A 13,639-nucleotide genomic window follows, 5' to 3' on the forward strand; every position below is an offset into this window, starting at 1 on the left:
CGCGCCGGCGGCCATCCAATGGAAGGGACCACAACATCATGGCCATCGCGGACAAGAAGGTTCTCATCATCGTCAACAACTGGGGCATCGAGGAGACGGAGCTCACCCGCCCGCTGCGCGACCTGAAGGCCGCCGGCGCGCAGGTGACGCTCGCCGCGACCGAACTGGCGCCGTGCGAGACCGTGCAGCACGACCGTTACGAAGGCGAGACGCTCACCCCGGACACGACGCTCTCCGACGTGCAGGCCGCCGACTACGACCTGCTGGTCGTGCCCGGCGGCACCTGCAACGTGGACCGCATCCGCGTGAACGAGGACGCGATCACGCTCGCCCAGGAGTTCGCGCACGAAGGCAAGCCGATCGCGACGATCTGCCATGGCGCGTGGCTGCTGGTGAACGCGGGCCTCGTCGCAGGCAAGACCGCCGCGCCGTGCCGCTACATCGCCGCCGACATCGAGAACGCGGGCGGCCACTACGTCGACGAGCAGCTGCACGTCGACGACAACAACGGCTGGAAGCTCATCTCCTCCCGCAAGCCCGCCGACCTCGACTACTTCGTCGGCGCCATCAAGGAGACGCTGGAGGCCTGAAACGGCCCCCTCCCGACTCAGATGAAGGCCCTCGGCCCGAAGATGGCGGTGCCGACGCGCACGATCGTGGAGCCTTCCTCGATGGCGATCGCCATGTCCTGCGTCATGCCCATCGACAGTTCCCTGCAGCCTTCGGTGCCCTGCGCGCCGGAGGCGAGGATCTGGTCGCGGGTGCGGCGCAGGTGGGCGAATCCGGCGCGGATCGTCGCCTCGTCGTCCACGTGCGCGCCGATCGTCATCAGCCCCTGCAGCTCCAGTCCTCCCATCGCGCCGATGCGCTTGGCAAGGTCGATGGCGTGGCTGGGCGCGCACCCGGACTTCGACGCCTCGCCGGACTCGTTGACTTCGAGCAGCACGCCGACGGTCATGTTCCGCATGACCGCGCGGCGGGCGATCTTCTCCGCCAGTTCGATCGAATCCACCGATTCGATGGTGTTGACGACGGGCAGCACCTTGCCGATCTTGTTGGACTGCAACTGCCCGATCAGGTGGAACGGCACGTCGCGGCCGAGTTCCAGGCCGCGTGCGGCGCACTGTCGCGCCAATCCGTCGGCCTTCGCCTGCACCTCCTGCGGACGGTTCTCGCCGATCATGCGCACGCCCGCGTCGATCGCGGCCATGATCTCACCCACGTCGCGCGTCTTCGTCGCGGCGAGCAGCCTCACCGATCCGGCGTCGCGTCCGGCGGCCTGTTCCGCCGCCGCGATGCCGTCGAGCACGCGCTTGACGCCGTCGGCGATCTCGCGCGTGCGCGTCTCGTCGATCGTCTCGTTCGCCAGATCCTTGTGGTCCATGTACGCCGTCATGCCCGCTCCCCTCGTCATCATCCGTTTTTCCGTCGCGCGTGACGCGCTCGTTCCACGCGTCACGCGCCGTAACGCGTTTCCGTAAACGCTACTGTACGCGTCGCGCCGCCCGCGCGCACGACGTGCGTCACGGGCGGACGCACGTCGCCGGACGCGCGCGGCGACGTGTGCGAACGCCCCCGGCGGTCAACGTAACACGTAGCGCGTTCCCCTGCCTCGTCCCCGCTGCTCGATCATGCCGTCCTCCACGAGGCCCTTAAGCACGTATTTCGCCTTGGAGGCGCTGGCACCCGTCAGCCGTTCCACCGTGGCCCTGTCGATGGATCGCTCACGGCGCAGGTAGTCGACCACGACGTCACGGGCATCCCGTTTCGGCTTCGTCTGGAGGGTGCTTTCGCCTGATGTCGGCGCGACAGAGGATGACGGCGCCGAGCTGCCATCCCACGAATCCGCAGTCTCGACCCGAAACTCCAGCATCGTCCGATCCGGGTCGAAGGATTCGGTCAGCTTCGGGTGCGGGATACGTGCCCAATCGCATCCCCAACGCATGGCGTCGAAGCCACTGCCGGCACGCTCGACGACGGATATCAACGCGAACATCTTCAGCAACGTGGGGTTGCGGGAATCGGACAGTCCTCCCGCCATGGCCACATCGGCGGGGATACGCAATCCTCCGGGATTCGAGAAGGAGATGGATTCCCGGTTCCGGATGATCACCGTGTTGCCACGTATGTAGTAGTCGGCGTGGATGAGCGCATTCGCCAGCGCCTCGCGCAACGCCAGGTGCAACGGCGTATCATCCACGCGCCGCATATCGGCATCGACGGCGAACGGCCGACGGACGGTCTGCGCCAGCCGTGCCCAGACCTTGAGCCAGAAGTCATACAGGTTGCCGCTCCATTCGCCGTCGCCACTGACGATACGGTGATCCCAGCGGCGCACGCCATCCGTCATCTCCCTGTAGTCGAGGAAGTAGTAGGGGAACTCCTGTGTGATCTTCCAATCATGGCCGAACATCAGCAGACCGGCACGGGTCGGATGCGGCCGACCATCATCACCTTTGGCCACCGCGCCCAAACGCATCAGGAATTCGTCCATGTCCAGAGCCAGCCACGGATGCCCCGGACGGACGGCGCTGAGGGTATTGCGGTAGGAACCTATCGTTTCCGTATCGAGATCCTCGATTCCGAATCGGTCCAACGGCATATGGTCGAGCGTGTCGGAGCCGGTGCCGTTATCACGCACCATGGCACGGTATTCCTCCTCCGAGCACTTGTAATCGCCCTCGCCGTTGCGGCGGTATGTCCCGCCGACGGGATTGCGGTCGATATACACGGGTTTGGATTCACGACTGGCACGCGGCACATGCACGACGACGATCGGCACGCCATCGACCTGTTCGATGGACACGTCTTCGTCGGCGAGCACATTCGCACTGATTTTGTTGCGATTGTTGACCGTGTCCCAGAAGCCCTTCACCATGCGTTCCGGGTCACGCACTCCCGTGGCGGTCAGATTATGCTGTCGGTCTTCGCTCACGCCCATCAGAATCACCCCGCCGTTGGTGTTCGCGAACGCCGAATAGGTCTCCCATACGCTTTTCGGTACGCCGCCGGCAGCTTCCTTGGCTTCCAGACGATTACCTTCCCGAAGCCCATCCAGCACCCGTAAGTCGAACACAGCCACCCTCGAATCAGCCAATTTGCGGACAATAATCCTAATTACAGGCCAGTATCAGCCAATTTGCGGACAATTGCGGCTGCTTACGGACAATTATTCGGACAGACAAGCATGTCGTCTGCAGTTCGCATACGACATGCACCGCGCGCACGACGTGCGTCACGGGCGGACGCACGGCGCCGGACGCGCGTCGCCGGACGCGCGTGGACGCACGTCAGTAGGCGGCGGCGATGGCCTGGTCGAGGTCGGCGATCAAGTCGGCGGCGTCCTCCAGTCCGATGGACAGTCGGATCAGATTGTCGGTCACGCCGGCGGCGACGCGCGCCTCGGCGGGCACCTCGCGGTGTGTGATGTGCGCCGGGTCGACGATGAGCGAACGCGCGTCGCCGATGTTCGGCACGTAGGAGAACAGCCGCGTGCCGTCGATGATGCGGCGCACGTTGTCGGCGCTGCCGTCGACGAGGAACGACAGGATCTGCCCGACGCCGTTCGGGAAGTACTTGCCGACCAGATCGAACTGGGGCGTGTTGCCGAGACCGGAATAGTTGACCTTGACGACGTGCGGCGTGCGCGTCAGATGCGCGGCGATGCGTCGCGCCGATTCGACCTGACGCGAGACGCGCTGCGGCAGCGTCTCCAATCCGACGAGCGACAGGTACGCGTTGAACGGGCTCGCGACCGCGCCGAACGTGCGCAGGTACTTGATGCGGATGCGTTTGATGAACGCCGCCTTGCCGTATTTCCCGGCGAAGCTGTGCCATTCGCCGTTGCGGTCGTCGCTGATGACCTGCTGGCGTGCGGTGAACTGCGGGAACCGGCCGTTCGCCCAGTCGAACGTGCCGCCGGACACCACGACGCCGCCGATCGCGTTGCCATGCCCGGTGATGCCCTTCGTGGTCGAATGGACGACCACGTCGGCGCCGAATTCGATCGGACGCAGCAGGTACGGCGTGGGCACCGTGTTGTCGACGATGAGCGCGACGCCATGCTCGTGCGCGAGACGCGCCAACGGTTCGATGTCGAGCAGTTCGGTGGACGGGTTGGCGACGGTCTCGGCGAAGATGGCGCGCGTGTCGGGGCCGATCTTCGAGGCGACCTCGTCGAGGTCGTTCACGTTCTTCACGAAATCCGTGTGGATGCCGAACTGCGGGAGGAAGTCGCCGAGCGCGTCGACGCTCGCGCCGTACAGGTTCGAGGGGGCGATGATGCGTCCGCCGCCCTCGCCCGCGCACATGAGCGCGTACGTGACGGCCGCCATGCCGGAGCCGACGGCGACCGCGCCGATGCCGCCTTCGAGCGCGGCGACGCGGCGCTCCAACGCGTCTACCGTGGGATTGGCGACGCGCGAGTATTCGAATCCGTCGAGCTCGCCGGCCGCGAGCGCGTCGCCGCGCAACGCGTCGCCGAGGTCGAACGCGGCGGACGCGTAGATCGGCGGCACGGCGGCACGGCCGTTGTCGGCAGGGACGTAGCCCGCGTGGACGGCGCGCGTAGCGAAGGCCGCGTCGGCGGGGAGGGCGCCGGCGGGGAGGGCGCCGGCGGAGGCGGTTGCAGTAGAGGTCGCGATGGAGGTTGCAGCACCGTCCGACTTGCCGTTACCCGAGTTGACCGACACATTGACCGCCATGACTGATTCCCTTCACTTGGCACCGACTCGAATCGGCGGGCATGAACCGACCGCCCGCGATAGCACTGTTTCGAACGCTATCAGACAACGTACTCGCGAATCGTCGCGCAGGTATCGCGATTTCCGGTGCGCGACTATAAGGGTTGGTTATGGGGGCTGATTCTATGGGGTCTATGGGGCTGATTCCGCCCCCGTCCCCGGGAACACCTGCCTAGGAAACGACCGACGTACCCAGGAAACGTTCGCGAGGAAAGCCCGCTATGAAAGAGACGCCCCTCACGAAGCCATCACGCACGCATCACAGCGCGGCGGAGAGCAAGGCTCGCACGTCTTCCTGCGAGAGCGCATAATAATTGCCGACCGTGCGGGCGCCGCCGGCCGTGACCTTCGCCGCGACGATATCGACGCCCTCTTGGCCGATGCCATAGGCCGACAGCTTCGTGGGCAGGCCGAGACGCCCGTACAACGCTTCAAGATGGTCGGCGAATCCACGCACCACCTGCTCTTCGCTGAATGTGACGGCGTCCACATGGTAGAGACGCGACACCAATTGCACGAGCTTCGTCGGCTTGTGTGCGGCGATGAATCGCAGCCAGGCGACGGTCACGATGGCCAGTCCTTCGCCGTGCAGCAGGTCGTAGTCGCCGGAGATCACGTGTTCGATGGGATGCCCCGCCCAGTCGGAGTTACGGTCGAAGTTCAGGTAATGCTGGTACAGGGAGATCTGGTGCAGCTGTTTGCGAGCGTTGTCGTCGGCGGGGTCGTCCGCGTATTTCGCCGCATTGGTCAGCGCGCCGGCGAGCGCACCCTCCAGCAGACGGTCGGTGATGTCGACGTCGGTGTCGTCGGCCGTGTAGGTCTCGATGAGGTGGGCGATCTCGTCGGCGATGGCGGCCGCTTGGAAGTGCTGCGGCACGGTTCGTGAGAATGCGGGGTCGACGATGGTGAACACGGGACGGAGGTTATTGGCCTCCACGCCGAACTTCTCCTTGGTGGCGAGATTGGTGAGGACGGCGCTGCGTCCCACTTCGGAGCCGGTGCCCGGCAGGGTGTTGATCACGCCCACTTTGAGCGTGGGCACCTGCTCGACTGCATGCCCGACGGTGAAGTAGTCCCACACGTCCGTCCCTTCGGGCGCGGCGAGTCCGATGGCCACTGATTTCGCGGTATCGACGGCGCTGCCTCCGCCGGCTGCGAGCAGGAAGTCGACGTTGTGCGCCTTGGCGGTCTCGATGAGTTCGCGGACATGCTCCAGTCGAGGGTTCGGCACGACGCCGCGGTCTTCGATGAGCGTGGCCCCCAGCGAGTCGGCGGCCTGTCTCACGGCGTCCCCGATGCCGAGGTCGTCGACGTAGTCGCCGCTCGAGACCAGCAGAATGCTCTTGGGATGATGCCGTTCCAGCAGGGTCGGCAGCTCGTTCAATGCGCCGTCGCCGAATACCACTCGGATGTTTGCGCGGACTTCGTAGTTCGTCATGGTCATTTCCTTGTCGTCGTTGATGAATGGATGGTTGGTCGATTGATTGTGGACGTAGACGACGTACCGGTTACAGTTCGAGCGTCTTCTCGTCGACTTGCGCGGAGAAGTCCCCGTTGAGGTACTGCTTGGACAGCTTCTTCAGTTCGCCGGAGTCACGCAGCTTCTTGATGCCGTCATCCAGCTTGGTCTTGAGCTCCGTATTGCTCTTGTCGAAGAAGAATCGGGTGTTCTGCTGTCCCAGCACTTCGCCAACCGCCTTCTCCGGCTTGGCGGGGTTGGCCGCGTTGTATTCGGCGACGCCGAGTTCGGTGCCGGTGATCGCGTCGACCGAATCGCTGGAAAGCGACGTGTGAATCTGCTCGAGCGTCCAGTCGCCGTACTTGAGCTTGATCTTGCCGTCCGGGTGCTTCGCGTTGTACTTCTCCAACAAGGCGGCGGAGGCGTCTCCGTTGGAGGCGAGCACGGTCTTGCCGGCGAGATCGGCAAGCTTGTGGATCTTGTTGTCGGACTTGTTCACGACGACCCTGGTCACGTACTGGGCGAGGCCTTGGTCGGTGTAGCCGTACTTGGCCTTGCGCTCGTCGTTCAACTGCAGCGAACTCGCCGCGACCTGGATCTTGCCCGTATCCAGGGAAGCCAACGTGTTCGGCCAATCCAACTGCTTGTACTCGAACCTGTACTCGGGGTACAGATCATCGATCCGCTTCAGGATCTGATACTCATACCCGTCAAGCTGCCCGTCCTCGTTCACATAATTGAACGGCTTGCTCGTCTTCGTGTTCAACCCCACCACGATCGTCTTCGCATCCGCATCGTTCGCGGCACCGGACTCCGCGCCAGTCGCCGACTGACCACAACCCGACACCACACCCACCAGCAGCAGCACGGGCAACGTGGCGGCGATGGTTCTGGCGATTGCTTTCACGGAATGATGGATAGCCATATTGAATCCCCCAATAACATGTAATTCGATATCCCATGCGCGATAATTGCTCGTATCCCCATACGATAATTACCCGAATGAAATTCCCCTATTGTATGCGACTATCGATAAATAAAAAAACGTTCATCTATCGACTGATTTGCAGTCTAACGGAGGAGCTTCCCTCCATGCAATCCCGAAACGCCTTTTCGCTATACAGAGTGTTTATATACAGCTCATAATCACAACGAAAAACACAAATCACCAATGAGAAAAGCCGCCCTGGCGCATCCACGCCAAGGCGGCGATAATCATCCATCGATCATCAACGCGGTTCTCCGCTCGGAATGTCCGAGGGGAACGGATCGTCGCGCAAACGTAGCACGCGCCCCGGCGCCCCTGTCAGATAGGACGCCTGCCGCAGCGCGGCGGCGACACCGGCGGCTCCATCCCAATATCCGATTTTGCGCGTGATGGTATGCGGGTCGACGCGATTGAAGGCGATCGGCCAATCCTCGGATCCGTCAGGCAACCGTTCTCCCCAGTCGACCAGCACGTCGGCGGCGTCGAGCGCGATGCGCCTGTACAGTTCGTCACCGGTCGCCGCGTACAGTCCGGCGAACACGTGCACGATGCCCGCGTGCCCGCAGCAGTAGCACACGCTGTTCCACAATCCGTTGGTCTGCCGTTTCGGCGCACCGGTGGAGAGCAGTCCTTGCGCAAGCGAGCGAGCGTCGTCGAGATACCGCTGTTCACCGGTAATCGCATACAGCTTCGCATAGTATTTCTCGACACCCGCGACACCCAGACACACGCCGTGATAGAACAACGTCTTTCCGTCTTCACCGAGAACGGGCTTGCCGTCCGCATCGAACCCCCAGGGAATCAGCACCCCGCCGCCCGGCTGCTCGACGAGCAACGATGCGAGATGGATGCCGGCGCGTTTCGCCGATTCCAGATACCGGGCATCGTCGGTGAATTCATAGAGCACCGCGAGAATGAATCCCGCGCCAGCGGTGCCGAATTCGAAAGTCGGCTGGTAGACGTCACGCACGCCGCGCAGCGCGTTGAACCGCAATCCGCCGTCACCCGTGTCCTCGCCGTAGCCAAGCAGCCGTTCGCCCGCCTCGATGATGATCCGGCGCAGCGAACCGTCCTCGTCACCGATCGTCTTCGCCTGTTCGATGAGATACAGGATCACACCGCCGTCGGAGATGCTTGCGGGCATGCCGTTCCAGTAGGCGCCGAGCTCGTCGCGCTTCGCATGTCGCACATACCACTCGGCGATCTCACGCGTAACGGCTGCGATGGATTCGTCGCCCAGCACCTTGTACGCTTCGATAAGCAACGCCCCCACGCCTCCGATGCCGTGATAGTATCCCGGCGCGAAATCGGGCGTGAACGAGGCCGGCGGCTCGTCGAGCAGATCATGCCAGTGAACGGCGAGGTACCGTGCCGCACCACGCACCAGCCGCAGGTAGCGTTCCTCCTTCGTGTTCACGTAGGCGGTGAGATAGTAGTACAGAATGCCCGCCGTGCCGTCATACCAGGTCACGTCCTTGGCGTCCGATTCGGCCCCTTCCCAATGGATGCCGTCTGCCAGATTGTGGCGCGCGCGTTCGACGAACGCCTCGGCGCGCGAGACGGCCGCCAGATACTCCCCCGACGTGTATCCGCCGGCGGGCCGTCCATCCGACGGATACACGGCCCCTACTTCGCGGAACGTGTAGTCCTCCACGGTCATGATCAGTCCCCTTTCTGATGGTGATGTGGATGGTGATTCGATTGGTCGCCTCGCTGCGCGACGCCATCGCGCAGGACGGATTCAGGCCAACACCGGCACCGGCTGGGCCAATCGCGGAATGCCTTCGAGCGCCCCGTGACGGATCGGCGCGGCGGGAGCGGAGACGGGCAGCACTGGCGTGCTGATGGGTGCCGCCTCGATGTCCGTCTCCGGGTCGATCTGCTGGAGAAACTCACGGGTCCTGGCATGCTGCGCATGTTCGAAGATCTGCTCCGGAGCCCCTTCCTCGACGACGATGCCATGCTCCATGAACACGACCTTGTTGGCGACGTCACGGGCGAACCTCATCTCATGGGTGACGACGATCATCGTCACCCCGCCTTCGGCCAATCCCCTCATCACCGACAGCACGCCGCCGATGAGTTCCGGATCGAGCGCCGAGGTCGGTTCGTCGAAGAGGATGACTTCCGGGTTGACGGCGATCGCACGGGCGATGCTCACGCGCTGCTGTTGGCCTCCGGACAGCTGGGACGGATAGTAGTCGTACCGATCCTGCAGACCGACCTTGTCGAGCGCGTCCTTGGCGATGCGCTCGGCCTCCGCCTTCGGGACACCGCGACCGACGACGAGTCCTTCGGTCACGTTGCGCAGCGCGGTGAGGTTCGCGAACAGGTTGTAGTGCTGGAATACGAACGCCGTGTTGCGGCGCACTTCGCGGATCTGCTTCTTCGAGGCGTTGTGCAGGTCGTAGGTCTTGCCTCCGATGGTCAACGTTCCGGTGTCAGCGTGCTCAAGGAAGTTGAGCGAACGCAGGAACGTGGTCTTGCCGGAGCCGCTCGGCCCAAGGATGGCGACCACGTCGCCTTTGTCCAATGTGAGGTTGACGTCCTTGAGGACTTCGTTGCCGCCGAACCGCTTGCTGACGTTCTTGATTTCGATCATTGCCGTCTCCTGCTTTCCTGATTGCCGTTTCCTATGTGAATGAACTACGTGTCATATGTCTTGTATCATGCGGATCATGCGGCGAGAACGGCCTTGAAACCGCTCACTTTCCGTTCGATGCGTCCCATGAGGAACTCGATGGCCGCGCACAACGGCCAGTAGATGACGGCCGAGGCGATGTACGCCTCCACCAGGTCATAGCTGACGTTCGCGGCACGTACGGCGGAGCTCATCACCTCGGTGACGCCGATGAGCGAGCAGAGCGCCGACGCCTTGACGAACGACACGAAGCAGTTCGCCAACCCGGGCATCGCTTCGGGAATCATCTGCGGGATGATGAGATCGCGGGTGACCTGCCAACGGCTGAGACCAGCAGCATAGCCGGCCTCATACTGGTCGTCCGACACCGACAGGAACGCGCCGCGCAGAATCTCGGACACCGCGGGAATCGACTGGATGGACAGAAGGAACAGTCCCAGCCAGATCATGCTGATGTCTTTCTGACGGACGGCCCAGCCGAAATGCTGCGCGACCACGTCGAAGTACGAGATGTAGATCAGGCTACCGGCGATGAGCAACAGGTATACGGGGATTCCCTTGAAGATCACGATGTACGCCTGGAAGATCTGCGAGAGCACCGGTACCCTCCAGACGCGCACCATGGCGATCGCCATGCCGACGACCAGCGCCACCAGGAACGGCACGATGGCGAGAATCAGCGTCTGAGGGATGAACTGGGCTCCGGCGCGCAGGCTGTCAATCACCTGCTGCCAGCTGAATGGACGGATCATCGTGACCTCACCTTCCGAACGCGACCTTGGCGTTCAATCGTCTGAACAGCCACTCCATCACCGTGCTGATGACGATGAAGACGATGGCCGCCGCCGTGAGCGGCTCAAGTGCATGGGACGTGGCCGTGCCGATCGCGTCGGCGCGACCCATGACGTCCATGACTCCGATGGCGGAGGCGAGCACGGTGGTCTGGAACAGGCCGACGAACATGAGGCTGAAGCTGGGCAATACGGCACGAATCGCCTGCGGGATGATGATGCGGAAGAACGTCTGCACACCGGTCAGGCCCGCCGCGTATCCGGCCTCGTACTGCCCCGCGGGCACCGATTCCAACGCGCCGCGGAACAGTTCGGCGAGGAACGCCGCCTGATTGAGCCCCAACGCGATGACCGCGAACACGAACGGGGCGATGCCGTTGATGTCGACGCCGAACAGGTCGGCGACCAACAGCGGCAGTCCGTAGAAGACGATGAACAACAGCACGATTTCCGGAGTGCCGCGCACGAAGGAGATGACCACCGTGGCGATCTGGTCGGCGACGGGAATCCTGCGGATGCGAATGAACGCGAGCAGGAGTCCCAGAATCGTGCCGATCGCGATGGAGACGACGACGAGCAACAGCGTGGTCGGCAGGTACGCGATCACTTTGGGCAACGCCGTCCACAGGCGCTGCAGGGAGAAGTATTCGGTACCCATCAGAACTCGATCGTCTTCTCTTCGACCGGCTCGGAGAAGTCCCCGTTGAGGTACTGCTTGGACAGCTTCTTCAGTTCGCCGGAGTCACGCAGCTTCTTGATGCCGTCATCCAGCTTCGTCTTGAGCTCGGTATCGCTCTTGTCGAACAGGAAACGGGTGTTCTGCTGGGACAGCGGCTCGCCCACGGCCTTCCACTGCGCGTTCGGATAGCTCTTGTTGTGTTCGGCGATCTTCAGTTCGGTGCGGGTCTCCGCATCGCCCGCGCCGCTGGTGAGCGCGGTGGTCATCTGTTCTTCCGACCAGTCGCCATATTTGAGGTCGATCTTCTTGTCCGGGTGCTTCGCGTTGTACTTCTCCAGCAGGGCCGCGGTCGCATCGCCGTTCGATGCGATGACCGCCTTGCCGGCGAGATCGTCGATGTCCTTGATCGTCTTGTTGCTCTTGGCGACCGTGATGCGGTTGACGTAGCTGGCGAGGCCTTGGTCGGTGTAGCCGTACTTGGCCTTGCGCTCGTCGTTCAACTGCAGCGAACTCGCCGCGACCTGGATCTTGCCCGTATCCAGGGAAGCCAACGTGTTCGGCCAATCCAACTGCTTGTACTCGAACCTGTACTCGGGGTACAGGTCATCGATCCGCTTCAGGATCTGATACTCATACCCGTCAAGCTGCCCGTCCTCGTTCACATAATTGAACGGCTTGCTCGTCTTCGTGTTCAACCCCACCACGATCGTCTTCGCATCCGCATCGTTCGCGGCACCGGACTCCGCGCCAGTCGCCGACTGGCCACAACCCGACACCACACCGAGAAGCATCACGACCGGCACCGCCACTGCTATCGCGTTGCGGAGGTTTTTCAAAGTGGAGTGGATGGTCATGATGGTCGTTCTCTCTTTCTGATGAATCGAATGGATGAATCGGATAATCGGGTTGTGGACGCGTGTGCGGAGAATCGCCTCATCGCCGTGCGATGTCGGCTCAAGACTCCGGGAAGGGGTCGTCGCCGAAGCGCGGCCAGGCAAACTCGTCCTTGCCGAGCAGGTAGAGTTCCAGCAGCACGGCGGCGATGCCGGCCGCGCCGTCGTAGTAGCCGAGCGGACGGGTGAAGTCGTCGGGTTCCACTCGCGTGAAGGCGATCGGCCAATCGGACGACCCGTCGGCCTGGATCTCCTCGGAGCCGAGCAGTACATCCCCGGCGCGAATCGCCAGGTTCTTCCAACGTTCGTCATGGTCGGCGAGATACAGGCCGATGAAGAAGTGAACGAGTCCGGCGTGCCCGCAGCAGTAGTTCACCGTGTTCCAGAAGCCCGGAGATTGACGTTCGGGAGCGCCCAGCGCTTCGAGACCGTCGATCAGGTCGACGAGCGTCTTCCGGTAGGAGTCGTCGCCGGTGTTCTTCGCCAGCTCGTAGTAGAAGCGGCCGGTTCCCGCCGGACCGTGGCACAGACCGAGGTAGAAGACCGTCTTGTCGCCTTCCTTCTCGATGCTCCCGTCGTCATAGATGCGGTAGGTGATGGCGGAGCCCTTCGATTGCGGCACACGCACCTCCTCCAGACGCAACGCCACGTCCTTGGCTGCATCAAGATAACGGACGTCACCGGTGAACTCATACAGGCGGTTCAGCACGTAGCCGGTGCCGGCCGCGCCGAGTTCGAAATCAGGTTCGGTGAACGGCTGCACGCCGGTGAAGACCTTGAAGTCCAGTCCGCCATTGGTCGTGCGTACACCGACCTTGAGCAGGTGCTCGCCGGCCTTGCCGATGACGGTCTTGAGCGTCTCGTCCGGGGAGACCCCGTACAGCTGGATGAGGAACAACAGCACGCCCGCATCGAAATACAAGGACGGGTTGTCCTTCCAATACAGGGTGTCGTCGCCTTCGGCGTTCTCCACATACCATGCGGCGACGTCCTTGGCCCCTTGGAGCAGAGACTCCTCACCTAGCTCGCGGTACTCGTCGAGCAACACGAATCCGATGCCGGCGGCACCGGAGTACAGTGCCTTGCCGGTCTCGGTGAACCAGCCGGGGTGCGCAGGGGTGTCGAGCACCTTGCGCCAATGCTTGATGAGATAACGCGCGGATTCCGTCGCGATCTCACGGTATTTGGCATCGCCGGTCGCCTTGAACAGCTTGAGGTAGAAGTAGGAGAAGCCCGCCACGCCTCGGTACAGGCTCAGATCCACTTTGTCGGTGTCGTCGGCCAGCCAGTACACGCCGTCGACCGAGTTGCGCTGATGGTAGGCCAGATAGAGTTCGGCGCGCAATGCCGCCGCAAGATAGTCGTTGTTGGATTCCGCCTTCTTGGTGGGGAACGCCTTGCCGGCCTCATAACCGTACTTGTCGATGAATTTGCCCATGATGTCCG

Annotated in this window: 11 protein-coding genes and 1 pseudogene; 1 reads left to right on the top strand and 11 read right to left on the bottom strand. The window is 62.9% G+C overall.

The features are described 5' to 3' along the window. Positions 1-38 precede the first annotated feature (38 nt). Positions 39-590 (top strand): type 1 glutamine amidotransferase domain-containing protein, encoded by a 552-nt coding sequence (locus Uis4E_RS02820; protein WP_034529046.1) that lies wholly within the window; start codon positions 39-41, stop codon positions 588-590. Positions 591-607: 17 nt separating this feature from the next. On the opposite strand, the gene Uis4E_RS02825 is transcribed toward Uis4E_RS02820, so the two are convergent. From Uis4E_RS02825 to Uis4E_RS02875, 11 genes and pseudogenes are all read right to left on the bottom strand, one after another. Then, entirely contained in the window at positions 608-1,396 is a 789-nt protein-coding gene (locus Uis4E_RS02825) for a YggS family pyridoxal phosphate-dependent enzyme (RefSeq protein ID WP_101621758.1), read from the bottom strand. A gap of 186 nt (positions 1,397-1,582) precedes the next feature. Next, positions 1,583-3,082, bottom strand: a complete 1,500-nt coding sequence (locus Uis4E_RS02830; protein WP_243394289.1) for an RNA-binding domain-containing protein — start codon at positions 3,080-3,082, stop codon at positions 1,583-1,585. A 208-nt stretch (positions 3,083-3,290) separates the two neighbouring features. Then, positions 3,291-4,703 carry an O-acetylhomoserine aminocarboxypropyltransferase/cysteine synthase family protein gene (locus Uis4E_RS02835; RefSeq protein ID WP_243394290.1) on the bottom strand — a complete coding sequence of 471 codons (1,413 nt, stop codon included), beginning with the start codon at positions 4,701-4,703 and terminating at the stop codon, positions 3,291-3,293. 298 nt (positions 4,704-5,001) lie between these two features. Next, complete coding sequence (locus Uis4E_RS02840; protein ID WP_165784819.1) at positions 5,002-6,180, bottom strand: iron-containing alcohol dehydrogenase; 1,179 nt, start codon at positions 6,178-6,180, stop codon at positions 5,002-5,004. A gap of 70 nt (positions 6,181-6,250) precedes the next feature. Next, the gene (locus Uis4E_RS02845) at positions 6,251-7,126 is read right to left on the bottom strand and encodes a transporter substrate-binding domain-containing protein (RefSeq protein ID WP_101621761.1); all 876 of its coding nucleotides are present in this window, start codon (positions 7,124-7,126) and stop codon (positions 6,251-6,253) included. Between the two features lie 304 nt (positions 7,127-7,430). Further along, positions 7,431-8,849 carry a lanthionine synthetase LanC family protein gene (locus Uis4E_RS02850; protein WP_101621762.1) on the bottom strand — a complete coding sequence of 473 codons (1,419 nt, stop codon included), beginning with the start codon at positions 8,847-8,849 and terminating at the stop codon, positions 7,431-7,433. 216 nt (positions 8,850-9,065) lie between these two features. Further along, positions 9,066-9,791: pseudogene (locus Uis4E_RS02855) on the bottom strand (amino acid ABC transporter ATP-binding protein); the annotation flags it as partial. Positions 9,792-9,865: 74 nt separating this feature from the next. After that, complete coding sequence (locus Uis4E_RS02860) at positions 9,866-10,582, bottom strand: amino acid ABC transporter permease (protein WP_101621764.1); 717 nt, start codon at positions 10,580-10,582, stop codon at positions 9,866-9,868. 7 nt (positions 10,583-10,589) lie between these two features. After that, positions 10,590-11,279, bottom strand: a complete 690-nt coding sequence (locus tag Uis4E_RS02865) for an amino acid ABC transporter permease (RefSeq protein WP_101621765.1) — start codon at positions 11,277-11,279, stop codon at positions 10,590-10,592. Further along, complete coding sequence (locus tag Uis4E_RS02870; protein ID WP_243394294.1) at positions 11,279-12,091, bottom strand: transporter substrate-binding domain-containing protein; 813 nt, start codon at positions 12,089-12,091, stop codon at positions 11,279-11,281. Before Uis4E_RS02870 ends, Uis4E_RS02865 begins: the two co-directional genes overlap by 1 nt. A 163-nt stretch (positions 12,092-12,254) precedes the next feature. Then, positions 12,255-13,631: a lanthionine synthetase LanC family protein gene (locus Uis4E_RS02875; RefSeq protein WP_165784821.1), complete on the bottom strand. Its 1,377-nt coding sequence runs from the start codon at positions 13,629-13,631 to the stop codon at positions 12,255-12,257. Between the last annotated feature and the right edge of the window lie 8 nt (positions 13,632-13,639).

The sequence above is a fragment of the Bifidobacterium parmae genome, from assembly GCF_002860365.1.
GTDB classification, from domain to species: domain Bacteria; phylum Actinomycetota; class Actinomycetes; order Actinomycetales; family Bifidobacteriaceae; genus Bifidobacterium; species Bifidobacterium parmae.

Excerpts from the sequence above, each read along its gene's own strand:
- Uis4E_RS02820 (WP_034529046.1), top strand. The coding sequence starts at position 39 with ATGGCCATCGCGGACAAGAAGGTTCTCATCATCGTCAACAACTGGGGC.
- Uis4E_RS02825 (WP_101621758.1), bottom strand. The coding sequence starts at position 1,396 with ATGACGGCGTACATGGACCACAAGGATCTGGCGAACGAGACGATCGAC.
- Uis4E_RS02835 (WP_243394290.1), bottom strand. The coding sequence starts at position 4,703 with ATGGCGGTCAATGTGTCGGTCAACTCGGGTAACGGCAAGTCGGACGGT.
- Uis4E_RS02840 (WP_165784819.1), bottom strand. The coding sequence starts at position 6,180 with ATGACGAACTACGAAGTCCGCGCAAACATCCGAGTGGTATTCGGCGAC.
- Uis4E_RS02845 (WP_101621761.1), bottom strand. The coding sequence starts at position 7,126 with ATGGCTATCCATCATTCCGTGAAAGCAATCGCCAGAACCATCGCCGCC.
- Uis4E_RS02850 (WP_101621762.1), bottom strand. The coding sequence starts at position 8,849 with ATGACCGTGGAGGACTACACGTTCCGCGAAGTAGGGGCCGTGTATCCG.
- Uis4E_RS02860 (WP_101621764.1), bottom strand. The coding sequence starts at position 10,582 with ATGATCCGTCCATTCAGCTGGCAGCAGGTGATTGACAGCCTGCGCGCC.
- Uis4E_RS02865 (WP_101621765.1), bottom strand. The coding sequence starts at position 11,279 with ATGGGTACCGAATACTTCTCCCTGCAGCGCCTGTGGACGGCGTTGCCC.
- Uis4E_RS02870 (WP_243394294.1), bottom strand. The coding sequence starts at position 12,091 with ATGCTTCTCGGTGTGGTGTCGGGTTGTGGCCAGTCGGCGACTGGCGCG.
- Uis4E_RS02875 (WP_165784821.1), bottom strand. The coding sequence starts at position 13,631 with ATGGGCAAATTCATCGACAAGTACGGTTATGAGGCCGGCAAGGCGTTC.